The sequence below is a fragment of the Xenorhabdus sp. PB62.4 genome (assembly GCF_014467285.1).
GTDB lineage: Bacteria > Pseudomonadota > Gammaproteobacteria > Enterobacterales > Enterobacteriaceae > Xenorhabdus.
The window spans coordinates 15786-40826 of the sequence record NZ_NKHR01000013.1 but is presented as its reverse complement, the minus strand read 5'-3'; the positions used below and the strand labels follow the sequence as shown (position 1 = coordinate 40826).

General features: G+C 42.2%; 18 protein-coding genes and 1 pseudogene. 10 read left to right on the top strand and 9 right to left on the bottom strand.

The annotated features are described in order from the left end of the window. Positions 1-85: 85 nt before the first annotated feature. Positions 86-1450, top strand: coding sequence for an L-serine ammonia-lyase (locus Xenpb_RS11965; RefSeq protein WP_187654529.1), 1365 nt, complete (start codon positions 86-88; stop codon positions 1448-1450). 131 nt (positions 1451-1581) lie between these two features. On the opposite strand, the gene Xenpb_RS11960 is transcribed toward Xenpb_RS11965, so the two are convergent. Then, positions 1582-2769: an FAD-dependent monooxygenase gene (locus Xenpb_RS11960; RefSeq protein WP_187654528.1), complete on the bottom strand. Its 1188-nt coding sequence runs from the start codon at positions 2767-2769 to the stop codon at positions 1582-1584. Next, positions 2766-9965 carry a non-ribosomal peptide synthetase gene (locus Xenpb_RS11955; RefSeq protein ID WP_187654527.1) on the bottom strand — a complete coding sequence of 2400 codons (7200 nt, stop codon included), beginning with the start codon at positions 9963-9965 and terminating at the stop codon, positions 2766-2768. Before Xenpb_RS11955 ends, Xenpb_RS11960 begins: the two co-directional genes overlap by 4 nt. A 243-nt stretch (positions 9966-10208) precedes the next feature. On the opposite strand from Xenpb_RS11955, the gene Xenpb_RS11950 reads away from it, so the two are divergent. The 6 genes from Xenpb_RS11950 to mntP all read left to right on the top strand — a co-directional run bounded on the left by Xenpb_RS11950 (position 10209) and on the right by mntP (position 15293). Next, positions 10209-10307 (top strand): helix-turn-helix domain-containing protein, encoded by a 99-nt coding sequence (locus Xenpb_RS11950; RefSeq protein ID WP_255523127.1) that lies wholly within the window; start codon positions 10209-10211, stop codon positions 10305-10307. Positions 10308-11078: 771 nt separating this feature from the next. Further along, positions 11079-12044 (top strand): PTS mannose transporter subunit IIAB, encoded by a 966-nt coding sequence (gene manX, locus Xenpb_RS11945; RefSeq protein WP_187654526.1) that lies wholly within the window; start codon positions 11079-11081, stop codon positions 12042-12044. Between the two features lie 83 nt (positions 12045-12127). Beyond that, positions 12128-12928, top strand: coding sequence for a PTS mannose/fructose/sorbose transporter subunit IIC (locus tag Xenpb_RS11940; protein WP_187654525.1), 801 nt, complete (start codon positions 12128-12130; stop codon positions 12926-12928). A 13-nt stretch (positions 12929-12941) separates the two neighbouring features. Further along, positions 12942-13790: a PTS mannose transporter subunit IID gene (locus Xenpb_RS11935; RefSeq protein WP_187654524.1), complete on the top strand. Its 849-nt coding sequence runs from the start codon at positions 12942-12944 to the stop codon at positions 13788-13790. A 95-nt stretch (positions 13791-13885) separates the two neighbouring features. After that, positions 13886-14344 (top strand): DUF986 family protein, encoded by a 459-nt coding sequence (locus Xenpb_RS11930; protein ID WP_187654523.1) that lies wholly within the window; start codon positions 13886-13888, stop codon positions 14342-14344. 364 nt (positions 14345-14708) lie between these two features. Continuing rightward, complete coding sequence (gene mntP, locus Xenpb_RS11925) at positions 14709-15293, top strand: manganese efflux pump MntP (protein ID WP_187654595.1); 585 nt, start codon at positions 14709-14711, stop codon at positions 15291-15293. Positions 15294-15355: 62 nt separating this feature from the next. Here mntP and rlmA read toward each other — a convergent pair whose 3' ends face one another. After that, positions 15356-16171, bottom strand: coding sequence for a 23S rRNA (guanine(745)-N(1))-methyltransferase (gene rlmA, locus Xenpb_RS11920; protein ID WP_187654522.1), 816 nt, complete (start codon positions 16169-16171; stop codon positions 15356-15358). A gap of 173 nt (positions 16172-16344) precedes the next feature. Here rlmA and Xenpb_RS11915 point away from each other — a divergent pair, with 173 nt between their 5' ends. Further along, positions 16345-16899: a GNAT family N-acetyltransferase gene (locus Xenpb_RS11915; protein WP_187654521.1), complete on the top strand. Its 555-nt coding sequence runs from the start codon at positions 16345-16347 to the stop codon at positions 16897-16899. A 17-nt stretch (positions 16900-16916) separates the two neighbouring features. Here Xenpb_RS11915 and Xenpb_RS11910 read toward each other — a convergent pair whose 3' ends face one another. The 4 genes from Xenpb_RS11910 to uhpT form a co-directional block, all read right to left on the bottom strand. Next, on the bottom strand, positions 16917-18260 hold the full coding sequence (locus Xenpb_RS11910; RefSeq protein ID WP_187654520.1) for an MFS transporter: 1344 nt from the start codon (positions 18258-18260) through the stop codon (positions 16917-16919). A 9-nt stretch (positions 18261-18269) separates the two neighbouring features. Next, positions 18270-19793, bottom strand: a complete 1524-nt coding sequence (gene uhpB, locus Xenpb_RS11905) for a signal transduction histidine-protein kinase/phosphatase UhpB (protein WP_187654519.1) — start codon at positions 19791-19793, stop codon at positions 18270-18272. Further along, positions 19793-20401, bottom strand: a complete 609-nt coding sequence (uhpA, locus tag Xenpb_RS11900) for a transcriptional regulator UhpA (protein ID WP_187654594.1) — start codon at positions 20399-20401, stop codon at positions 19793-19795. The genes uhpB and uhpA overlap by 1 nt, the downstream gene beginning before the upstream one ends. A 140-nt stretch (positions 20402-20541) precedes the next feature. Continuing rightward, positions 20542-21918: a hexose-6-phosphate:phosphate antiporter gene (gene uhpT / locus Xenpb_RS11895; RefSeq protein WP_187654518.1), complete on the bottom strand. Its 1377-nt coding sequence runs from the start codon at positions 21916-21918 to the stop codon at positions 20542-20544. Between the two features lie 492 nt (positions 21919-22410). On the opposite strand from uhpT, the gene Xenpb_RS11890 reads away from it, so the two are divergent. Further along, on the top strand, positions 22411-23121 hold the full coding sequence (locus Xenpb_RS11890) for an IS110 family transposase (protein WP_368666821.1): 711 nt from the start codon (positions 22411-22413) through the stop codon (positions 23119-23121). Here Xenpb_RS11890 and Xenpb_RS11885 read toward each other — a convergent pair. After that, positions 23005-23457, bottom strand: a pseudogene (locus tag Xenpb_RS11885) (transposase); the annotation flags it as partial. The gene Xenpb_RS11890 and the pseudogene Xenpb_RS11885 sit on opposite strands and share 117 nt — an antisense overlap. On the opposite strand from Xenpb_RS11885, the gene Xenpb_RS11880 reads away from it, so the two are divergent. Then, the gene (locus tag Xenpb_RS11880) at positions 23413-23565 is read left to right on the top strand and encodes a hypothetical protein (protein WP_187654600.1); all 153 of its coding nucleotides are present in this window, start codon (positions 23413-23415) and stop codon (positions 23563-23565) included. The pseudogene Xenpb_RS11885 and the gene Xenpb_RS11880 overlap by 45 nt on opposite strands. A 97-nt stretch (positions 23566-23662) precedes the next feature. Here the strand turns inward: Xenpb_RS11880 and Xenpb_RS11875 are convergent, their stop codons facing one another. Beyond that, on the bottom strand, positions 23663-25021 hold the full coding sequence (locus tag Xenpb_RS11875) for a YadA-like family protein (RefSeq protein ID WP_187654517.1): 1359 nt from the start codon (positions 25019-25021) through the stop codon (positions 23663-23665). Between the last annotated feature and the right edge of the window lie 20 nt (positions 25022-25041).

Sequence of the window (25041 nt, the reverse complement as noted above, 5' to 3'; positions counted from 1 at the left end):
TCCTTTATCAACACTACTAAATAACAGTAAAGTAGCGCGCTTTAATATAAATAACTATATCTCTTTCTTCTTAAAGGAGTCTGGCGTGATTAGCGTTTTCGACATGTTTAAGGTGGGTATTGGCCCATCCAGCTCTCATACTGTTGGTCCTATGAAAGCAGGAAAACAATTTGTCGATGATCTTGTAAACCAGGGGGTAATGTCCTCTATCACGCGTGTAGCTGTTGATGTATACGGCTCACTTTCATTAACCGGGAAAGGTCACCATACGGATATCGCTATCATCATGGGATTGGCAGGTAATATGCCAGCAACTGTTGATATTGATTCAATTCCGGGTTTTATACGTGATGTTGAGCAAACTCAACGTTTGCCACTGGCAAATGGTTTACATGAAGTCGATTTTCCTCGCGATGGCGGTATGAACTTCCGTAGCGATAATCTGTCACTGCACGAAAACGGTATGCAAATTCATGCCTTCGCTGGTGATGAAAAAGTCTACAGCAAAACCTACTACTCTATCGGTGGTGGTTTTATTGTTGATGAAGAGCATTTCGGCAAGCCACCTCAGGATACTAAACCTGTTTCTTACCCGTACAGTTCAGCAACAGAACTTCTGATGAACTGTAACAAAACAGGTTTGTCCGTTTCTGGCTTGATGATGAAAAACGAATTAGATTTGCACAGCAAAGAAGATATTGCTGAGTATTTCGCCGATGTATGGGCAACCATGCAAGCCTGTATTGATCGCGGCCTGAACACAGAAGGTGTATTACCTGGCCCATTGCGCGTCCCTCGTCGTGCAGCAGCATTGCACCGTATGCTGACATCATCTAACAAATTATCCAATGACCCAATGAATGTTGTTGATTTAATCAATATGTTTGCATTGGCCGTCAATGAAGAAAATGCCGCGGGGGGTCGTGTTGTTACCGCACCAACCAATGGTGCATGTGGTATCGTGCCAGCCGTTCTGGCCTATTACAACCACTGCATTGAACCAGTAACACCGGAACTGTACACCCGTTATTTCCTGGCTTCTGGTGCAATCGGCATTTTGTATAAAATGAATGCTTCTATTTCTGGCGCTGAAGTCGGCTGTCAGGGAGAAGTCGGTGTTGCCTGTTCAATGGCTGCTGCCGGTCTTGCTGAATTACTGGGTGCAAGCCCTGAGCAAGTGTGCATTGCAGCAGAAATTGGCATGGAGCATAACCTCGGCCTGACTTGTGACCCTGTTGCAGGACAAGTGCAGGTTCCATGTATTGAGCGTAACGCAATTGCTTCCGTCAAAGCGATTAACGCCGCTCGCATGGCACTTCGCCGTACCAGCGAACCCCGTGTTTCGCTCGATAAGGTTATCGAGACTATGTATGAAACAGGTAAAGATATGAACGCGAAATATCGTGAAACTTCACGTGGTGGTTTGGCGATAAAAGTTCAGTGTGATTAATATAAGACATCACTTATTCTTTTTGGGATAAGTGATATTGTTATCTATTTTTCACTATATTAACCTCAGCCCTGCCGAAATACTGAAACGGCGGGATGAGGTTATATAAAGTGGCCTGATTTTACGAGCTACTACTCAGCGACGGCGGCCTCGATATCAAAGTCTCCGGTAGGAAAACTTAATGATCTTTCGAGGTTTTCCCTGATTTTTGCCGTTGGTACAAACCGTAAGGACAGCTCCCTCTTCAAACAATGAAAGAAACGATCTTCCTGTTCAACTTCACTCAGCATTCTTGAAGCATTAACTAACATTTCCGCCCTTGGAAGACGCGTTTTTTCGTATTGACGCAGAGCAGAAATTGGATCTGACTGCTGCTTAAATACATACCCCAAAACCGCAGCATCTTCGATAGCCATCCCCGCTCCCTGCCCAAGGCTTGTCAGCATAGGATGCGCCGCATCTCCCAAAAGAGTGATTCGGCCTTTTCCCCAGAGAGGTGAAAAAGGTCTATCTTGTGCCGGAACGGCAATGATATCTTCGGGTGGCGTTTGCAGGATGATATCAGAAACAATAGCCGGCCATCCCTGATAATACGCCAGGATATCTTTATTATTTCCTTGCCAGTTATGGGCCTGTTCAGCACACATATTCGCAGTCCCCCACCAATAGACTTCACCACCCCCCACATCGATCAAACCGATTCGTTTCCCTGCCCCCCAATAATGGCCAACGTAACCCGGTGTGATCTGCGGATGTTGATAGCGAGTAATAGCTAACCAACAGATATAATCGGCTGAACGAACGGGTTTGTTCCCTTGAATATAGTCACGGACAAAAGAGTAGATCCCATCAGCACCAATGAGCAAATCTCCATCGGTTTCTCTGCCATCAGCAAAACGGACAGAAATGCCATCATCCCTTTCAGTGATCGCAGTGACCTTAGCGCCGACATGAATAATATTCTTATCAAGCTGCTGTAGCAGAGCTTCCTGCAATGCCTTACGAGATATACAAACACTATCAAATCCGTTAGAAGACGAGATTTCAGGTATTGGTAAGCTACGTATCAAACGATCTTTAACGTTCCTGATTTCAAAACGTTTAACCGGAGCACCAAAGTGCTCCAACTTCAGATTAATACCAATTGAGGATAAGGCAGCAACCGCATTGGACATCACAGATAAACCTGAGCCTACTGTACGTAAAGTGGGTGCTTGTTCATAAACTTCAACACAATAGCCAATCTTCCGTAACACGATAGCAGCAGTTAGCCCACCAATACCGGCTCCGACTATAATCACTTTTAATGGACGATTCATACTTTCTCCGAAACTAACAATACTTGTTCTTTAGAGAATTCACTCATTTCCCGAAGGATAACTTGTGCAACTTCTGCCACATACGGCTCTTCCATAATCTCTAAATGATCTCCGGGTACGTCAATGACATTGATATAACCCGCTGTTTTACCCTCCCAGCCATTTTTAGGATCACGATATTCACTTCTTATCGCATCATGCATAGAGCGTAGTACTTCGGGTAATGGGCGCGTTGCATGTAATAAAGTCATATTGATATCTGCCGTGTAAGCAGCATAATCCGCAGCGGCTTTCCAATTGGCCTTATACACATCAAATAATCTTTGTACGACAGCACGAGAACTGCCTTGTGGAATTGCGCCTGTGGCAATGGCATGTTCCGTAATATATTCAAATCGTTCCTGCAAAGAAGTCATCTGTTCCGGTACAATCTGCTCAGGAAGAGTCGCCCCTTCATTAACCCACAGTAATTCCCAGAAAAACCATCGTAATAGTGCATCCTCATTCACTTTTCCCTGAGAGCTCGTGTTAAGCGCAACCGTGTCTAAGACAAAAAGATCTGCCACTTCTTCCCCATGCTCTTTTAACTGACGTGCCATCTCAAATGCGACAAAGCCGCCATAAGACCAACCGCCGATTGAATACGGGCCATATGGCTGGATTTGACGTATGGCTTCCAAATAATTTGCCGCTTGTTCTTGCACACTAGCTAATGGCATAGATCCCGCATCCACTCCATGAGCCTGCAACGCATAGAAAGGTTGATCCTTGGGGAAATGCTTCACTAGCCGTAAATAGGACAAAACATTTCCCCCCATTGGATGGACAAAAAACAATGGCCGTTTATGACCGGTAGTACGCATGGGGACAAGAGGACTGAATTGGGGATGTCCGCCTTTTTCTCTGACATGTGTCGCTAACTGTGCGACAGTCGGGTTACTAACGAAAAGAGACAAAGGAATGCTGATACCGAAATATTTTTCTACCAGAACGACCATTCTCATGGCTGTCAATGAAGTACCACCGATATCAAACAAATTTTGATGAACAGATAAGCCGGGTATTTTCAGCAAGTCCGCAGCCAAATCACACAATACTTGTTCATAGTTGTCTCGCGGAGCAATATCCTCTACCGCATTATGTCCATGTATGATCCGCATACTGCGTAACGCCGCATCATCACGTTTCCCACTTGGGGTCTTAGGCAGTGAGCCCAACCACTCTATTTGAGAAGGGAGCATATGTTTAGGCAGCGTTTCAGCCAAATGTTGCTGTACACGCACAGTAAATACTTCGTTCTTTTCCCCGATCAGGAATGCGACCAAGAAACCATCACTTTCACCGTGCTGTTGAACGACGACTGCAACATCTTTCAATACTTCATCAGCACCGGGCGTACTCGATACGGCTAATTCTATTTCTGCCAATTCAATGCGATAACCACGGACTTTAACCTGCGTATCCTTGCGGCCTAAACAGAGAATATTGCCATCCTTAAGCTTCACGCCCAGATCACCCGTACGATACAGTGGCTCATCACTGTCTTTGAACATAATAAAGCGCTCTGCGGTTAATTCTGGTTGGCGGTAATAACCCAGTGCGACAGGTAAACCGCGAGCATAAATTTCACCTTGTTCACCAGAAGCCACTTCTTGTAATTGACTGTTCAGGAGCACGATATCTGAATTGTTGATACTTTTACCAATAGGTGGAAGCGCAGGGAAAGATGCCGGATCACCTTGCATTGTAAATGCGGTAATGACATGAGTTTCTGTGGGGCCATACTGATTCTCAAGGATACCGTTATTTATTTGTCCAATAAACAGACGAATATCTTCGGTAACCCGGAGTTGCTCACCGGATGAAATGACAACTTTCAGATTTTTCGGGTAAGTGCCTAATGCTACTGCTGTTTCGGCTAATTGCTGAAGTGCAACATAAGGCAGGTAGATCCTCTCTATTTGGTCTGTCTCGATAATACGCAGTAACTGCAAAGGATCACGCCGTTCATCTTCACTAATAAGGTGTAATTCTCCACCAGAAGTCAATGCAGAGAAAATTTCCTGAAATGAAACGTCAAAACTCAGAGGCGCATACTGCAAGGTAGAACGAATATTCTTACCAGTATGAGTTTCATTCTGCCAGGTAACCAAGTTTGACAGGCTACGATGCGGCATTGCCACGCCTTTGGGCTTGCCCGTTGAACCTGATGTAAACAGTAAATAAGCCAACTGCTCAGGGAGTATTTCTATATCGGGTACACGTTTATTTCCGTTTAGCAACGTGTCCGCTCTCATTGTCGGGATTGTCACTACGTTGAGTAACTTATCGGATGTACCATCAACAATAGCCAGTATCGGTTGAGCCTGTTCCACCATAGCTTCAATACGCTGAGCCGGATAACTCAGATCCAATGGTAAACAGGCTCCTCCCGCTCTCATCACACCAATCAGTGATGCAACAAGTGTCGGAGAACGCTCAAGAGCAATAGCGACAGGTGTATTCTGAACAACCCCCTCAGAAATCAGTGCGGAAGCAATTTTCCCAGACTCTGACCATAGTTTTTCATAACTCCATTGCAGGCCGTGATAACGAATCGCTATTGCATCAGGTTGCTCCTGTACATTTTTCGCAATCATAGCCAACGTTGATATGAATTCCTGAGATGGTATTTCCTTGCTTCTTGGTGTGAGCGGCTGGCTCAGAGTTGCCCTTTGATCACCACTACTGACCATTCTGTTCAATAGGGCCATATAGGTGTCTATGTAAGTATCCGCCTGCACTTGTGAGAAAACATTGCCATCAAAATCACATCGTAAATAATTTTGACCTGTGATGAAGTCAGTCATAACATTGAGTAATATCTCAAAGTTAGTTTCTTCCCACGGTTCAAATGCGATGAGAGACAAATCAGGGCCGCCAAATACTTCGGATAATACGTGGAAGTGAATGTAATTGAATGCGGAACTTATTCTTGCCCCTTCGCCTGCCACCTGCTGGATAGCATTAAGTGGATATTTACGGTATGGCGCATGACGCTGTTCAGCACTAAATACAGAATGAATACACTCTTTCCATGTTTTGTCAGCCAAAGAGAAACGCACAGGTAATGTATTAAGAAACAAGCCTAGCGTTTGCTCTGAATTCTGTGCATCGGGCCTGCCATGGGTAACCAATCCCGTCGCGATTTCATCCTGATTTGTAAACATAGCCACAGTTAAACAATGTGCAGCAAAGAAAACCGATTTAATTGACACATTTTCTTGCTGTACCAGAGTCTTCAGCTTGGTTTCAATTTCTTCTGGAATAATGGCCTTTTTTGTGAAAATCTGATTTTTCGGCAAACTTTCGTACAACCGGTATCCGGGGAATTGCGTTCGGGGAAGTCCATTAAATGTTTCTTTCCAGAACTCGCTGTATGCCTGATCTTGTAATGCGTGAAGCTCATCCTGTATGTATAACGCAGGTGATGGAAGTACATCCGTCTCAGAAAAATACATGCCATCATTCAGGTAACGAGAGAATAATTCACGCACCAAATTTGCCACACTACCGCCATCCAGAATGGCATGATGGAAACTAAATACCATCTCTATAGCCTCTGCGGTTCTGAACAAACAGATGTGATACAAAGGCGCACCATCAAAATGGTAGTCCTGACGACTTCTTTTTTTCATGCACTCTTTAATAAGTTGTTCAGACTCAATCAATGGCAATAAGCTAATATCTTGAATCACGACTGCATGGTTAAGATTGATACTGCGATTAATGACTTGCAAGGGTTCGCTGAAATCAGCCAGATTAAAGTGTGAACGAAGAGCAGGATGACGTTGGATAGTTGCTGCTGCACTTTTACGGAATATTTCAGGTTTCCACTCTCCTTTCAGCGTATAGCGGAAAACATCCTTATAAGTGCCTGAGCTTTTGCTCTGCTGGCTATGATATATCAGGCCAAGTTGGAGTTGGGTTGCAGGGAATGCGTCAGCATATTGAGAAAGTTTCGCACGCTCTTTTTCTTTGATCAGTGCAAGAGGCGGTAATTCTTTGGTTTTTTGAGCTTTATGGCCGATGTCAATTTGTTGGCTCAACTCAGCTATCGTCAAATGTTGTGACAACTCAGAAAGAGTCACATTCATGCCCGCCTTTTCAGCTTCAGAACGCACTTTCAACATTAAGATGGAATCACCTCCTAATGTGTAAAAATTATCCTGTACACTGAGTTGTTCAATCTTTAATATCCGTTTCCAAATTTCTGACAATTTATACTCAGTTTCAGTCTGAGCATCATCATGGCAACTCGAAGCTTCTGTTTTCACCAATGCACTAAGAGCGCCCCGGTCGACTTTACCGTTTGGGGTAAGAGGAATAGAGGGAACCTGAAAAAATTTCAGTGGAACCATGAAATCAGGTAAAAATTCCAGTAAAGTTTCACGTAATTTCTCAGATGTAAGGCTCTGGTTATTGGTGACACTTGGGTTATTGGTAACACCTGGGTTATTAATAACATAGTATGCACAAAGATAAGTATCACCATTATTATTCTTTTGTGGTAAAACTTCAGCTTGGGTAATTTCAGGAATGCGTTCGAGCGTGTTTTGCACTTCCCCCAATTCAATGCGGTTCCCTCTGATCTTCACCTGATTATCAATTCTTCCTAAATATTCGATACTACCGTCAGATAACCACCTTGCTAAATCTCCTGTGCGATACCAGCGCTGCTCTCCATCCCAAATGAATTTTTCGTCAGTTAATTCTGGCTTATTGTGATAACCACGGGCCAAACCAATACCGCTGATCTGCAACTCACCCGCAATGCCGATTGGCTGTCGGGTGTCATGCTGAGACATAATCCTCAGTGAAATATTGTTGATCGGAAAACCAATGGGGACGCGGTTGATAACATCGTTATGTTCAGGAAGAAACTCGAAATACGATACATCTACGGTGGCCTCTGTTGGGCCATACAGATTGATCAAAGCCGGTGCATTTAAACCAAAAGTGGAAAAGATTTTACGGAACTGATTAACCCGCGCAGGAGGAAGTGCTTCACCGCTGGTGAACACACGGCGCAGACTGGTTAATTTGACCACTAATTCAGGTTCAGCCTCCAAAATATCTAAGAAAGGCTGGAGCATAGAGGGAACAAAGTGCAATGTAGTCACATTATGCAGACTGATTGCTTTTATTATTTCCAATGGATCTTTGTGAGCACCGGGTGGCAATAAGTGGACAGCAGCCCCAGAAATAGACCACCAAAACAATTCCCAAACAGATACATCGAATGAAATCGGTGTTTTTTGTAGTATCACATCGGTACTATCCAGTGAATAACGTTCCTGCATCCACTCAATCCGATTTACCGCTGAATAATGATCGATCATAACTCCTTTAGGTTGCCCGGTGGAGCCGGATGTATAAATCATATATGCCAGAGAATCTGCTGTAGATAAATTGGGCTGTTTTACATTTTCTTGAGCGGAAATGTTATTACCATCAATGACAATATAAGATTTAGCGATTAAAGACTGATTAGTTTTGTCGGATATGATGACTCCGACACCACTATCATTCAGCATATAATCAATCCGCTCTTGCGGATAATTGGGATCGATAGGCAGATAAGCCGCGCCTGCTTTTAATACAGCAAAAATAGCTGTAAGCATATCCGTACTGCGATCCATTAAGATTGCAACGATATCTCCTTTCCGCACGTTCTCTTTCAGTAACACCGTAACCATATTGTCTATGCGTGTCTGGAACTGAGTATAAGTCAGCGTGGGTTGCTCACCAGAATCTGCGATAGCGACTGCGTTTCCATGCAATGAAACCTGAGCATCAAATAACCTTGATAAAGTCTCTTGTTTCGAGAATTCTGCAATGGGCCCTTGCTCAAAAAGAGCCAGTTGAGCTATTTCTTCCGCCGGAGAGAGATTCACTGCCGAGACAGTTTGTGTTGGTGATTCAATAAATTGTTCGATAATACGCTCTAAAGAAGCGGTAAGGGTTTCAAATGTATAATTTTCATCGAAAATATCGACAGCTCCGACGATGTCAATAGTGACATCATTATCGTTTCCATCGGTACAGATATAGATCGCTATCGCATCATTTTCATGAGCCGGTGCATAGTTACCTTCACTTTTATAGGTATAACAGGAAGCATCTACGGTGGGAAAGCGGTTATAAGATACAGTGACATCGAAACACCGACGTTTTGCTGTTCCCATAGACTTAAGCAGACGCCCGAGCGGAATATGCTCAAACGTTTTCAGTTTTGTGGTATCTGTTTTAATACGAGCCGCCAGATCAATAAGGGTATCATCTTCTTCTATCGCAATAGCAAGTGGCAGCGTATTAGCCCAATGACCAGCCATATCAAGTTGATTATTGCGACGGTTGAGTAAAGGAACGCCTATTGTTATCTGGGTACTATTGTGTAACCGTGACAATAAAATAGCTACCGCAGACATAATAACTTGGTAGGGATTAATTCCTTGAGATATCGCTTTTGTAACCTCAGACTTAGCCAATATATATCGGTGGCGCATGAAGCGAGAAAGATTACTTTTCTTTCCACGATTAAAAAAAACGGGCTCATTGCATTGTGTAAATTCAGCCAGCTCCGTTATTTGTTGTTCTATTTCCGGCTGTGACAAAGTTATTTCTTGTTCAATTACTGCTGAAATATACTTCTCGTAATTGCTATACAACATTCCTTGATTAAGATCATTGTTTTGGTAGAAATGTAGAATTTTTTCTGCTAATTGGTTTATTCCCCAACCATCACAAATAATATGGTGAACACGAATAAAAATAGCAGCGCCGTCATTTTGTAGATTTCGTAACAGAGCAATCTCAACGAGCGATTTGTCATTTAGATTAAAAACTCGTTCTGACCATTTACGGAAAAGTACACTAATATCTTCATTTTTGGCATCAATGACTTTCACTTGATTAACTGCCGTATCTTGTATTTGCTGACCCAACACTTCTGCGTGTTCAACGATACGCAATTGGCATGCAACATCTTGATTAATAAAGTCATTAACTGAATTAATAAATTTTTCAAAGTTAATATTTTCTTTTAATATCCTCGCTATGGATATAGTGAACTGACCGCTTTCTGGGTTACGTTGAGTTTCATAGTATATTTCTTTTTGGTACTGAGTAAGAGGTACAACTTGTAATCTGTTCATAACTATTCACATCACGATTAAGGCGTTTAATTTTATTCATTACATTTTCCTTGGCACAATAATTATACTTTTCTTGGAACAAGATTTGTTAATTTGCATTGCATTGCAACATTTATTAGCGTGCCTTAGTAATGAACAACATAAAATAATTTATTATTGGCAGTTCTGATTAATAAGTGCAATTTTTCAGAAGGGCAATCAGTCGCTATAGCAGGCATCTTTCCCACTAAAGTAAAATGCGCCATGATCTATAAACAACTGACTGAAACAGAAAGATACCAGATTTTCAATTTAAAAAAAGAAGGATTTTCACAATATGCCATTGCTGAATCACTTAATTGAAATTCATCGACCATTAGCAGGAAATTGAAGAGAAATAAGTAGGCTCAGGAATTTTATCCTGAAAAGGCTCAAATTAATGTATTAACTCACCATCATTTTTCTAAGAAAGTAGTGAAAATTACACCAGAGATATAAAACCCCCTCGCAGCCAATTTATCATACAGAGCCTGCAAGATATGGCCTTTATCTCCATAGATATGCCCCCGTGAATCCTTTTACCAACGATTTGGCGATCATCTGTATTTTTTACTACCAATTTTCGACGGTCATCCCCCCATAATTATTGATATACCAAATTCTAGTTGAAACAATACCCCTACCATTTGGTAGTGATATTTTTTGGCTGAAACGGATCACCAAAGCACATTATTTTGTATTTTACCGTAAAAACATCACAATTTTTTTATACAAAGTTTAATAAAATGTTACCGGAAACAGTTTAAAAAACCAAAAATATAATAAATATCAAAATAAAAATACGATATTTAAAATAAAAAAGTACAAAATCTCGTTTTTAACTATCAAAACAGCCTATCTTAATTTTTCTGACTGATAGCAATTTTCTTGAAGGTTTCAAATGATAATCTAACGACATATTTTCTTATGTAACGAAATATAAAACCGTAAGAAATGAAATATTGAGATAAATTCTCGATAAGGTTTCATGTTTGCAACTATCATGCTTATTGATAGGGGATTAAATACATTAGAAATATTGAGTGTGAGCTTACAGTAGGCCTGAGTTCAATTGTTACAGAAAGGGGAAAACAAGTGAGTATAGCCATTATGATTGGCACACATGGGGCTGCAGCAGAACAACTGCTTCATACTGCAGAGATGTTGATTGGAGAACAGGAGAATGTTTCTTATATCGACTTCGTACCCGGTGAAAATGCCGATACATTATTCGATAAGTACAACAAAAAACTGGAATCGCTTGATACAGAACAAGGGGTTTTGTTTTTTGTCGATACTTGGGGTGGTAGCCCATTCAATGCTGCAAACCGTATTGTCGTCGATAAAGACAACTACGAAATAATCACGGGCGTAAACGTCCCGATGTTGGTTGAAGCTTTCATGTGCCGTGACGACGATCCATCAATGGAAGAATTGGTTGCTGTTGCATTAGAAACAGGGAAAGAAGGCATCCGGGCCCTAAAAACCGAACAAACTGAAGAACCCGCAAAACCTGAACCAGTTAAACAGGCAGCCCCTGCCGTAACACCAATCTCAGCGCCTGCTGCGGGCGGCCATATGAAGATCGCTCTCGCACGTATCGACGATCGCCTTATTCACGGTCAGGTTGCTACCCGTTGGACGAAAGAAACCAACGTCAAGCGTATTATTGTTGTCAGTGATGAAGTTGCTCAAGATACCGTACGTTCTACTTTATTGAAACAAGTCGCCCCTCCGGGCGTCAGTGCACACGTCGTGGATGTTGCCAAGTGTGTTCGTGTTTACAACAACCCTAAATATGCGGGTGAGCGCGTCATGCTGCTATTCACCAACCCGACAGATGTCCTGCGCATTGTAGAAGGAGGCGTCACTCTCGAATCCGTAAATATCGGTGGTATGGCTTTCCGTCAGGGAAAAACCCAGATCAACAACGCGATTTCTGTTGATAATACTGACATTGAAGCCTTTAGAAAACTGAGTTCTCATGGCATCGAACTTGAAGCTCGTAAAGTCGCCAGTGATACCCGTTTAAATATGATGGATCTGCTGAAAAAAGTTTAAAAACAAAAACAGATGTCATTTTATTAACCATTACTCAATAACAAAATTCTTACCAAAGTACATTTGGTTACAGGAGAAAAACAATGGAAATTACCGTTGTTCAACTTGTGTTGATATTCATCGTTGCCTGTATCGCAGGCATGGGATCTATTCTTGATGAGTTTCAATTTCACCGTCCATTAATTGCCTGTACATTAGTCGGCTTAGTGCTTGGCGATATGAAAACCGGCATCATCATCGGCGGTACACTGGAAATGATCGCGCTTGGCTGGATGAATATCGGTGCGGCAGTTGCCCCTGATGCCGCTTTGGCCTCCATCATTTCAACCATTCTGGTCATTGCCGGCGGGCAAGATGTTGGCGCCGGTATCGCACTGGCGATCCCGCTGGCTGCGGCAGGACAGGTTCTGACCATTATCGTTCGTACTCTGACTGTTGGTTTCCAGCACGCAGCAGATAAGGCGGCAGAAAACGGTAATCTTCGTGCAATCAGCATCATTCATATTTCAGCCCTGATGTTACAGGCTATGCGCATTGCTATCCCTGCTCTGATTGTTGCGATATCCGTAGGAACCTCTGAAGTTCAGAACATGCTGAACTCCATCCCACAAGTCGTTACCAGTGGTCTGAATATCGCTGGTGGCATGATCGTGGTGGTTGGTTATGCAATGGTAATTAACATGATGCGTGCGGGTTATCTGATGCCATTCTTCTACCTTGGTTTTGTCACTGCCGCTTTCACTAATTTCAACCTGGTTGCATTAGGTGTCATTGGTATCGTTATGGCAATCCTGTATATCCAGCTTAGCCCTAAATACAACCAATCACAGGCAGCCGCTTCTGCTGGCAATACCTCAAACGACCTTGATAACGAATTAGATTAAGAGGATAAACAATATGTCAGAGACAAAAAATATGGGTCAGAAAAAACTGACGCAAAGCGATATCCGCGGTGTTTTCCTCCGTTCTAACCTCTTTCAGGGTTCATGGAACTTTGAACGCATGCAAGCGCTTGGTTTCTGCTTCTCAATGGTACCTGCCATTCGTCGCTTGTACCCAGAGAATACCGAAGAAAGGAAACAAGCTTTAAAGCGACATATGGAGTTCTTTAATACTCACCCTTATGTTGCAGCACCTATTCTTGGTGTCACCATGGCAATGGAAGAACAGCGTGCCAACGGAGCCGACATTGATGACGGCGCTATCAACGGTATCAAGGTTGGCTTGATGGGGCCTTTGGCGGGTGTAGGTGACCCCATTTTCTGGGGAACTGTACGCCCGGTATTCGCCGCCCTTGGTGCCGGTATTGCCATGAGTGGCAGCCTGTTGGGCCCTATTCTATTTTTCTTTCTGTTTAATTTGGTACGTTTGCTCACCCATTACTTCGGGATAGCTTATGGCTATAAGAAAGGCCTAGATATCGTTAAAGATATGGGTGGTGGCTTCTTGCAGAAAATGACGGAAGGAGCGTCAATTCTGGGCTTATTTGTTATGGGAGCCTTGGTCAATAAATGGACGAAAGTCAATATTCCGCTAGTGGTTTCAGAAGTCCCCGATCCACTCACTGGTGAAATGAAAGTGACTACCGTTCAAACAATCCTGGATCAATTAATGCCTGGCCTGATGCCATTATTGCTGACATTCGGCTGTATGTGGCTACTGCGGAAAAAAGTCAATCCTCTGTGGATAATCGTGGGCTTTTTCATTCTGGGTATCGTCGGTTTCCGTTTTGGTTTCCTTGGCTAAATTTGCTTTTTTGTACCATTTCAATATATGGGGAGGCAGAACCTCCCCATTCTTACAAAAAGGCTTCCATCCGCAATGAAAAATAGGGACTAAAAATGAGCTTGAATGATATCATCTTGATAATTTTGATTGTGTTAATGCTCGCTTTTGCAATTTATGATGAATTTATTATCAATCAGCTCAAAGGTAAGACGCTGTTAAATATAAAACTTAAAAGAAAACAGCGGATTGATGCCCTGATCTTCATCGTTTTGATCGGAGTTGTTATTTACAATAACGTCACATCTCATGGCAGCCAATTCACTACCTATTTATTATCATTTATCATCTTCGTAACGTTATATTTAGGTTATATTCGCTCACCGAAATTAATATTTAAAGAACAAGGCTTCTATCATGCTTATCGCTTTTTCCCTTATGAAAGTATTAAGGCAATGAATTTATCTGAAGATGGTATTCTCATGATGGAGTTAGAACATAATAAAATATATATATCTGTCACAAAACTAGATGATCTGGAAAAAATTTATCAATTCCTTATGAATAACAAATAATCTTTTCCCCTTACTTTAAATCCATATAGATTAAATAAGACCAAAGCGAATTATTGGTCTTATTTTTTACCTCAAAAAAGGTAATGATAACCATTATCAGTTCCATGTCAAAAATATAATGAAATTTTTTGCCTTTTATTCTGAATATGATATTGTCCGGCTCAGTCATTGGGGAGTAGCCTGTTCCAGACAGTTTCTGGAAAATTCGTATCAACATGCTCGTTTAAAATAAAACGTGGTGCGAATGCCTAAAGAGCCAAACAAGGAGGCTCTGAATGGTTGGCAAGACCATAGACACATAGCTGCACCATTGGTTGGGGGTGAAGTTGTGTGTATATGGAATTACCCAACCGAGGCTATTTTGATGAATTTCTATGCAACACTTATTCTCGCACTAGCACTTTCCATGGATGCTTTTGCCGCAGCAGTCGGAAAAGGAGCCTCTCTGCACCGTCCTCATTTTCGTGAAGCTATCCGCACGGGTATTATCTTTGGCCTGGTTGAAACCTGCACCCCTTTAATTGGTTGGGGATTGGGCCTGTATGCCAGCCAATATATTATGGAATGGGATCATTGGATCGCCTTTTCATTACTTTTCATTCTTGGCTGCCGAATGATTATTGAAAGCTTCAAACATGAATCTGAAACGCCTCGTAAAACCACACGTCAACGCCATAGTTCCGTGGCATTGGTTCTCACTGCTATTGCAACCAGTCTGGATGCCATGGCAATTGGTGTCGGTCTTGCCTTCTTGCAAGTTGATATTCTGCATACCGCCATGACAATCGGGCTTATGACCATGATTATGGCGACGTTGGGAATGTTAATAGGCCGTTATATTGGCCCTCTATTGGGTAAACGTGCTGAGTTAATTGGTGGATTGGTATTAATTTGCATTGGCTTCAATATATTATTCGAGCACCTTCAATTAGTTATGTATGCTGAATAATCTCTTCCCTGGAGTAAATAAGTTTTTATTTACTCCAGAAGACGAATATAAGATTATTGCTATCAAATACGCCGGTATACTTTCAATGTGAAATCGGCTTCACAATTAAAGCTATCTTTCGACAACAAATCAGCTTTAATTTCTTCCGAAGCCCGCCAGGCAAAAGGAGTCATTTGCAATAAATTATGGGCTTGTTCACCATCCAATGACATTGGATAAGCCAGCGTTTGCGTCGAAATTAAATCAAATCCTTCCCATTGCTCATGGTTTTCAGGATGCAAATGCACTTCCTGATAAATCAACTCTTTCAATTGATACAAATGACGTGGGCCTGGTGTCACCGTTAAAACAATACCATGTGGTTTCACTACGCGAGCTAATTCTGTTGCTTTACAGGGGGCATAAATCCGTAAAATGCCATCCATTGCACTGTCTGCAAATGGCAACCGATGACTGGATGCCACGCAGAAATTAACGTTGGAATAACGTTTTGCGCCATAACGAATCGCTACCTTCGCCACATCCAGTCCATATACTGTCAGGTTACGATAATGGCTTAACTGTTTCTGTACCGCAGCCGTGTAATAACCCTCACCACAACCAATATCCAGCAGTGTTTCCGCTTCCTCCGGCAAATATTCATTAAGCAGCTCAATTGCTTTTTGTTGCAATGCTCGATAATGCCCAGAATGCAAAAATGCCCTTCTTGCTTGCATCATCTCCACACTATCACCCGGTTCTTTTGAACGCTTATGCTGAACGGGCATCAAATTGACGTACCCTTCTTTTGCACAATCAAATTGGTGGTTGTTTTCACAGCGCCATTGATGATGAGCAAACAGTAATGGCAAGTGGCATAAAGGACATTGATAAGACATAACATTCCGGTGGGTAGGAAAAATTCAGGGGGAGCCTACTATACCATAGTTTTATATACCATGCTTTATCCCGTTATTTTACTGAATTGAAAAATTGAATTGACTATTTTTCACACTAAAATTAATGTCCTTGAAGAGCAGATTACAACATTTTTATTACAATTGGAGGCATTATGTCAATTGACGATCTAGAAACTGAACGGCTTCTATTAAAAAAATTAGCACATAATGATGCGCCTCAAATTCAGCAAAAATTCCCTCATTGGGATATCGTCAAATACTTAGATGGCAGTGCAGTTCCTTGGCCTTATCCTGCTGATGGAGCTGAATATTTTGTCAATAAAATCGCTCTGCCTGCCATGCAATCAGGAAAAGCATGGTTATGGTCTATCAGAACTAAAAAATACCCTGAAGAACTAATTGGTGTGATCGGATTATATGATAAGCAAGATAATAACCGGGGTTTCTGGCTGTCTTTAGACTATCAAGGTCAGGGATTGATGCGCGAAGCCTGTGAAAGAGTGACCGATTATTGGTTTCACACATTGGGGAAACCTGTTCTCAGAACGCAAAAAGCCAGTATTAATCAACGCTCAAAAAAGATCTCATCAGCACAAGGAGAAAGATTAATAAGAACGGAAAAAAAACAATATGTGTCAGGCATATATAATTGTGAGTTCTGGGAAATAACCAGAGAAGAGTGGTGCAATAGGCATTCCCTTTCTTAATACTGACTTTCAGGCAGTCAGTCGGCTTTATGCTCTCCCTTCCCTACGTGCCGGGGAAACTGAGCTTGTAAGAACGGGAGTAATAATAAACCTATCATTACTGCGCAGACAGAAATGGTAATAAATAACCCTGTCCAATGGTAATGCTCCAAAATGACGGCAAAAGGATAACCAGCAAGAGCGGCTCCTGTATAAGCAAAAAGCCCCACAAAACCCGTTGCAGCACCTGCGGAATCTTTGTGTGAACATTCAGCAGCAGCCATCCCGATCAACAATTGTGGGCCAAAGACAAAAAAACCAATGGCAAAAAAACCGATTGATTGAAAAACCAGACCCGTCATAGGCATCAGCCATAAAGCCGCCACTGACAAAAAAATCCCCATTGCAAATATCAGGTTCATCGGCCCACGATTACCACCAAACACTCTATCTGATCCCCAACCTGCCACCAGCGATCCTATAAATCCACCGATTTCAAACAGGGATAACACCGCATTTGCACTCACCAAATCATAATGGTGATATTCCGTCAAATAGAGGTTTCCCCAATCATTAATAACCGTGCGAACGATGTATACCAACACATAACTACACGAAAGCAACCAAATGTATTTATTGCGAAAAACATATGTTTTCAGTATTTCTCTGGTGGTTAATCCCTGCCCTTGGCTTTCCTGCATCTTTTCCAAATGATCGTTACGAAACTGACCGATAGTCGGCAACCCCATAGTTGTGGGCTTATCACGTAATCGCCAACATAAAAACAGGCCAGCTAAAATGCCCAAACAACCCGGCACAATAAACCCTTCCCGCCAGCTAAAATGCAATGTCAAAAAACTGACAAACAATGCCACCAATGCACTGCCTGCATGATGTGAAGTATTCCATAACGACCACCAGAATCCACGCTCTGAACGGGAGTACCAACTCGTAAGCAGCTTAGCGCATGACGGTGATCCCCATCCCTGAAACCACGCATTTAATATCCAAAGGAAGGTAAACATGACAATCGAGCTGGACAAGCCAAAAAAGATATTGATGATGCCTGTGGCAATTAGCCCTATTCCCATGAAATAACGCGGATTAGAACGGTCAGAGATAATGCCGGAAAGAAATTTGGAACAACCATATGTGATGTAAAACAGCGTGCCAATAAGGCCAATCTCACCTTTATCAAGGCCAAGATCGGCTATCATGGCAGGCATCGCATAGTTAAAATTTTTGCGGGTAAAATAAAACAGCGCATAGCCTATATAAAGGCTCAGCATGATATGCAAGCGCCAATAACGGTATTGCTCTCGAATTTCTCCATCAGACAAATGACGTTGATGGGCCGGCTTGGATTGAGAAAAAACGGTCATGACTGTATCTTAAAGTTTAGGAAAAATGATTGACAAATCTGTCCCCGAATGAGCCAGACCATCTTGTCGTTTTTCACTATAAATTGAGAACGTTCCACCCAGGGCCTGCACACGTTCCCGCATACCACGTAAACCAAATCCTTTCATATGGTCTTCGGCCTTACAGCCAATACCGTTATCTTTGATCAGCAACTTAATCTTTTCCCTGACAGAAAAATGCAGTTCAATATGATTGGCTTGAGAATATTTCAGGGCATTATTCAGTGCTTCCTGACAAAGACGATATAAGGTGATTTTGGTTGTATCACTCAGTTGCTCAATAGCCACCGCAGAATCCGCTTCCCAGTGAATTTCCACTAATATGTCATGGGATGCAAATTCCATATCCCGCAATAATTGTTCAATGGCTTCTTTCAAGCCAAGATCATCAAGGATTTTAGGACGCAACCGACTAAGCAATCCTTTAGTCGTATCATAAACATTGAGAGATAATGATTCGATAGTTTTAGCGCAGTTAAAACTAATTGGCGTGACTTCGACACGCTGAATGATATTGGCTTGTGTACGAATAGCGGTAATATTCTGACCAATTTCATCATGCAATTCACGGGCAATTTCTCGCCTCACTGATTCTTCTGCTTTTACCAATTGACGGGATAAGCTGTGATTACGATGCAGTTGACGCTTTAACTGCACATTAAGGTCACGCTGACGCTGAACCGCCATCCCCAACATAATACCCGTTAACGTTTGCACTAAAAGCGATAACAGCAGATCCGTGATCTCCATACTCGAAACGCCACTACGCGCAGCAATCAATGCAATACTGTTCAATAAAGTACCGAGTACAGCACCTTGCCAACCATAACGAAAAGCCAGAAAGATAATCAGGATGGCTAAACAAAATGGGGCAAAGTAGCGTAACTCATTCGGCAAACCCACCTGCAAGAAAATATTCAGTATAAATAACAAAATACACAGAGTAATGTGACTCGTGCGAAACTGAAGCCGATGTGATACCAGATTGGCAGTCAACGGAAACCAAACTTTTTGGAACAAATAGTGCCATACCAAATAACACAAAGGAATCAACATGACACCACCCGTTAAGCTCACCAAAAATGCAATAATCAAAGCAGAGCTATGATTACTTATTGCCACAACATTAATGAGAGAAGTTACCAGGATCACACTGATCATGACAGTGAATCGCTGCCATTGGCTACCGAAATAATAACGGCTGGCAAACCAAACAACCGGGAGACTGGCTATGCTGGCGGTTAATACTGTAAGCCATTGCAATTGCCCCATTAAGAGCGTCAAACAAACGGTCAGCACCCATTCTGCACTATAAACAGTCGGCCAATAATGCTTGGGAGTATGCAGTACGATACCGAGACGCAAAGAAAAAGGAAAAAATAAAATAGCCAGTTCTGAGTCATTGATAAAATAGTAGGCAATTACCCATAAACAGAACCACCAACAAGAAAACAGCAGCCAACCGCAGAGTGAGTTAATCAGATATCGATACATTAAAAATCACTAGTGGCAAAATAATTAGCTAAACCAACGTTATTCGTTACCCCTAACTTACTCATCGCATTAGCGCGATGGACATGCACTGTTTTATGGCTCAACCCCAATTCCGCCGCCACCGCCTTGACATCCATACCACGGGCCAACATTTCTCCTACTTGTCGTTCTCGTTTAGTCAGATGTTCCAATGAAGTTGGATTGCTTTTTGATGAGGTCAATTTGAGCACGATATCCGGTGTAAGATAACAACCATTATTTGCCGTAGTGCGTACTGCCTGAATTAATTCATCCGGGCTACAACGTTTGCTGAGATAACCACGTGCCCCCGCCTTCAAGGCATTTTCCACCATAGTGGCAGAATCATGGACACTCAACATAATACAGGCAATACCCGAAGGAAGATCTTGCAGCAGTGACAACCCACTTTCATCTTTCATCGAAATATCCAGAATACAGATTGTCGCTCCTGAGCCCGGCAACCCTTGTCTGGCTTCAGCGCAAGAACTGAATTCTCCCACCACCTCAATATCAGATTCGAGATTCAGTAATTGGGCAAAGCCTGAACGAACAACAACATGATCATCAACTAACGCTACTTTAATCATCATTATTTATTATCAAATTAAGAATCAAACTAAACTACCTTTCTTGGTATGGCTTAGCAATAGATGATACTTTGGTAAAAGGTGGTGAGAAGATGCTACTGTAGAAATACAGCAGCATCGACACATTTTTTCAGAATGGATTACTGCGCTTTCTTACTTTTTCGGATTTTTCTTTCTTCCGCAATTGCCACAAAAACAAGCAGGCTAAGGCAGACAAAGGCTGAAGCATCCAGGGCAACAAACGTTCCTTTCCAACCCGTCAATCCAAAGATCGGTACACCATCAGCAATCATACCCAAACCGAGTTTGGCAAAACTGTCACCAATCAAGTAAGCAAACGTTCCTTTAACACCATCAGCAACACTGATCGCTTTTTTCGGTACAAAACCAACAGCCGCCACACCTATCAACAATTGTGGACCAAATACCAGAAAACCGAGTACAAACAGAGAACCCAAATACATGAACTCACTGGTTGCATGTTGATAGAATTCAAGGCAGACAATAATTAAACCTAACGAGACGCAAGCAACCAGAGCACGACGACCATTTGCCAAATCGGAGAGATATCCCCACATGAGCGTACCGACCAACGCGCCTATTTCGAACATGGTGAAACCCGTGATGGCAGTTTCTTTTGATTGCCCCAATTCCTGATACGCATACACCGTTGACCATTGGTCAATACCAATACGCACGATATAAAGGAAGATATTGGCAAAACAGAGTAACCAAATCACCTTATTCTTTAGGACATATTCAACAAAGATCTCACGTTTGGTCATTTGGTTTTCTTCTGCCGCAATATCTTCTTCGCTAACAGTTTCACCAAATAGTTCTTCTACTTTACCCAAGCCGTAACTTTCTGGGGAATCGCTACCATAGCGCAATCCAATAAAGCCAATGATCAGTGCAATAATAGAAGGAAAAATAAACATCCCTATTACATGACCATTGAAAAAATAATTGGCACCAAAGAGTGCAACTCCAGCCGCCCCGGCCCCGCCTACGTTATGTGACATATTCCACAAACCAAGATAACTTCCGCGCTTATTGCGGGGAGTCCATTTTGTAATCGTGGAATAGCTGGCCGGTCCTCCGATGCTTTGGAAAAAACCACTCAACGCATAAAATGCCACCATCAGGAAAATGCTGACACCAGAATTACCCATGCTCATACTGAAACCCAACATGGCAAGGCCAGACAGAATCAGCATGAATGGCAAGAATTGTTTGGTGTTTTTACCGTCCGCATAGTAGGCAACAACAGTCTTGCCTATCCCATAGGTAATAGAAAACCCTAACCCGATTAACCCCAATTGCGTCATCGACAAACCATAAGTCGAGATCATATCATTTTGGGCAATGTTAAAGTTTTTACGCACCAGATACATGGCCATATAGCCAATAAAAACCACCAGATACGACTGCATAAAGGGCTTGAACCACATTTTGCGGCGTACTTCCACTGGAAGATCCAGTGTTGGCTTACGAATTTGTTCTAGAATTTTAAGCATTTGAAATCCTTGGATCACCACGAGAAGAAGAGCCTTTTTTGATGCAGGTGGAAATAAAAAAGGCAAATCGCAAGAAGCGAAAATTTTCGTTGGTATTGTTATTACTTGGCAGTTTAAGGAACTAGAAACAAATTGGCTTGAGCTGTGGTCTTAGTTGATTTAGGAATATTTCTTAGTTTTGTACTATTCGAACGTAAAGCGTGAAAAGAATCACACTCTTTTTACACTCAATTTTATCAGGCTAACGCCATGCGGGTTCATCCAGAATATCGATGCCTGTCGTATATATCTCAGCAAACTGTTTTTTTAAGTTGGATCGGTTGATCTTTTTGACTTCCAACGATATCTGGGCCAATAGAAACTGAACAGTATCATCAACAGCGTTAACGGAGAGCCACATAGAAAAATGAGACTATTAATAACCCGGATTAATGAAATGGACACCTCCCCAAAACGGCTTCAGTGAGCCATGCTGAATACATCAGCAAAAATATGAAGAGGTGTCCAATGGAACAAGTTATCGGAATTGATCTGGCAAAGCGAGTGTTTCAAGTACATATTGCGTCCCCGCTTGGCAAAGTGATTAAAAATACGGTGGTTTCACGCAATAAACTGATCGCTTTCATTACGCAACAGCCTCCTTCAAAAATTGTGATGGAGGCGTGTGGCAGTGCAAACCACTGGAGTCGCCAATTTAAACGCTTTGGTCACGAAGTGAAGCAAATCAGTCCCCAATATGTCGCCCCATTCAGAATGGGCAACAAAAATGATGCTATAGCTATTGTGGAAGCAGACAGTCGTCCGGGGATGCGTTATGTCCCGGAAAAAACACAGGCACAACAGGATATTCAGTGTTTGCATCGGGTTCGCCAGCGGTTAATGAAAAACAGAACGGCGCTGATTAATCAGATCCGGGGATTGGGCTTGGAATATGGCATTACCATCCCGGAAAGCGCTCATAAGGTGGAGCAATGTTTGCCTGAACATCTGGAAAACGCGGAAAATGACCTGACCCCAATGAGCCGCGAACTATTTCAGGAACTGCTGTTTGAACTCAAAGAACAGCAGCAGCGTCTGAAGGAACTGAAGCATTTGCAGTGCAACACGCCGGGCCGCGATGGCTGTTTTCCGGCAGACTTTCAGAACGCGAAGAGATTCAACCATACCGTCCCGCGTTTTAGGTGTGACGGTACGAATGAGTGAAAACGCCGCATGGGCTGCACATTCAGCATCAATCGTGTCACTTTTCCCCCGCTTTCTGCGTTCCATTCTATCGGGCGCAGTCACCTCAAGGGCTTCAATACCTTCCATTTGAAAATAGCGTAATAAACCCGCACCATATGACCCCGTACATTCAATACCTACCCGGATTAGTGTCCCAAATGACTTCATCCAGGATAACATTTGGCAATATCCCTTTCGGGTTGCCGGAAAAAATTCGCTCCCCACAACACCATTATGATGATCAACGACCGCTGCAACGTGCAGGTCTTTATGGGTATCAACATCACCGATGACGCCTTGTTGAATTTCAGCCATAGGATAAAGCCTCTGTCAGAAAATACGCGGGTTTCTCCTGACAGATACCCCGGACAGGACAGTAAAGAGACCAGCCGTCAGGCCCTTCTTGAGTCACGCGTACCGTGAGGAGAACCCTCTTATGGCGTATTCTTGTCACCGACAGATCAAAGGGAGGACACTATTTCGGTCATTAAAAAGGCAGGGTTAGACCTGCCTTTATTTTTTACCAACCAACAGCGAAACCCGCGCCAACGGCTGAGTTACTTTCGTTATCCCATGAAAAATTTAAACGCACATTTGTATTTGTGAACAGCTTGTATTGAAAGCCTGCCGCCATTGCATTACCGTTTTTATAATTACCAACTCCCATACCAAAAGAAAATCTATCTTCGGCAACATAAGGAATTGATGCAATCGCGGTAACGCCAGCTAATCCCGCATTGACTTTATTTTCTAAACGGTCGATACGTTTATCCACTTGTTTAAAGCGCGAGTCCGTTTTACCGTCTAACTGATTAAACCAATAATCGGTATAATCATTGCTTGATGAAATAGCTTCATTTTTCGCATTATCAATGTTTTTATTGATAATCACGTTATTGTCAGTAATCCGGCTATCTGTATAGCCGTTGCTTGTTGAGATGGCTTCTTTTTTTGAATTATCGATATTTTGATTTAATTCATTTTTGGTATCAGTGATTTTTAAATCAGTGTAATTATTACTGGTCGTAATCGCTTCATTTTTCGCGTTATCAATGTTTTTATTGATAATCACGTTATTGTCAGTAATCCGGCTATCTGTATAGCTGTTGCTTGTTGAAATGGCTTCTTTTTTTGAATTTTTAATATTTTGATTTAATTCACTCTTTGTATCTGTAATTTTAGAATTGGTATAAGCGTTAGCATTTTTTTCAGCTTGTTCTGCACGCTGAAAAGCGGTATCAGCTTTTGTAACTGCATTGCTTGCTGTTTTATTTGCTTGATTAGCAGTATTATTTGCCTGATTAGCTGTGTTTTTTGCTTCCGTTGCTTTTCGGTCTACAACATCCATTTGTCCTTTATTAACAGCATCATTTTTCTGTGTACCGTCTGCAACGTTAACAATTTGTTTTTGATTATTACTGTTACCAAAAGAAACTGTATTTTCTCTGTCAGCTACTGATCTATTACCAAATGCCATTGAATTACTGGCTTTGGCTTCAGCGTTAAATCCCATACTGATAGAGTCATCCCCAGTTGCATGAGCGTGATTACCTACCGCAGTAGATGCGCTCCCTGTTGCATTGGCTTTCTCGCCTAATGCTGTACTTTCCCAACCGGAAGCAACGCTATCAGCACCTAATGCAGTAGAAGCATTACCAGTTGCCGCAGCATTGTAGCCAATAGCCGTTGATTTATTTTGCTGCGCTCTAGCACCATCCCCGAAAATAGTATTATTACCGGCATATACATTTCCCGAACCTAAAACAGAAGAAATTAATACAACTAATACACTTAATTTCTTATTAGTTACCGATTTAATACCTTTATTCCGAGAGTACAGAATAGTTTTTTGTGCTACATTTTTAAGTGTTGATTCCATGATTGATACCTCTTTGAATT

Bases quoted from the DNA above. Each gene is read 5' to 3' on its own strand.
- Xenpb_RS11960 (WP_187654528.1), bottom strand. From the start codon at position 2,769: ATGAATCGTCCATTAAAAGTGATTATAGTCGGAGCCGGTATTGGTGGG.
- Xenpb_RS11955 (WP_187654527.1), bottom strand. From the start codon at position 9,965: ATGAACAGATTACAAGTTGTACCTCTTACTCAGTACCAAAAAGAAATA.
- Xenpb_RS11950 (WP_255523127.1), top strand. From the start codon at position 10,209: ATGATCTATAAACAACTGACTGAAACAGAAAGATACCAGATTTTCAAT.
- Xenpb_RS11940 (WP_187654525.1), top strand. From the start codon at position 12,128: ATGGAAATTACCGTTGTTCAACTTGTGTTGATATTCATCGTTGCCTGT.
- Xenpb_RS11935 (WP_187654524.1), top strand. From the start codon at position 12,942: ATGTCAGAGACAAAAAATATGGGTCAGAAAAAACTGACGCAAAGCGAT.
- Xenpb_RS11930 (WP_187654523.1), top strand. From the start codon at position 13,886: ATGAGCTTGAATGATATCATCTTGATAATTTTGATTGTGTTAATGCTC.
- mntP (WP_187654595.1), top strand. From the start codon at position 14,709: ATGAATTTCTATGCAACACTTATTCTCGCACTAGCACTTTCCATGGAT.
- rlmA (WP_187654522.1), bottom strand. From the start codon at position 16,171: ATGTCTTATCAATGTCCTTTATGCCACTTGCCATTACTGTTTGCTCAT.
- Xenpb_RS11915 (WP_187654521.1), top strand. From the start codon at position 16,345: ATGTCAATTGACGATCTAGAAACTGAACGGCTTCTATTAAAAAAATTA.
- Xenpb_RS11910 (WP_187654520.1), bottom strand. From the start codon at position 18,260: ATGACCGTTTTTTCTCAATCCAAGCCGGCCCATCAACGTCATTTGTCT.
- uhpB (WP_187654519.1), bottom strand. From the start codon at position 19,793: ATGTATCGATATCTGATTAACTCACTCTGCGGTTGGCTGCTGTTTTCT.
- uhpA (WP_187654594.1), bottom strand. From the start codon at position 20,401: ATGATTAAAGTAGCGTTAGTTGATGATCATGTTGTTGTTCGTTCAGGC.
- uhpT (WP_187654518.1), bottom strand. From the start codon at position 21,918: ATGCTTAAAATTCTAGAACAAATTCGTAAGCCAACACTGGATCTTCCA.
- Xenpb_RS11890 (WP_368666821.1), top strand. From the start codon at position 22,411: ATGAAGAGGTGTCCAATGGAACAAGTTATCGGAATTGATCTGGCAAAG.
- Xenpb_RS11880 (WP_187654600.1), top strand. From the start codon at position 23,413: ATGGGTATCAACATCACCGATGACGCCTTGTTGAATTTCAGCCATAGG.
- Xenpb_RS11875 (WP_187654517.1), bottom strand. From the start codon at position 25,021: ATGGAATCAACACTTAAAAATGTAGCACAAAAAACTATTCTGTACTCT.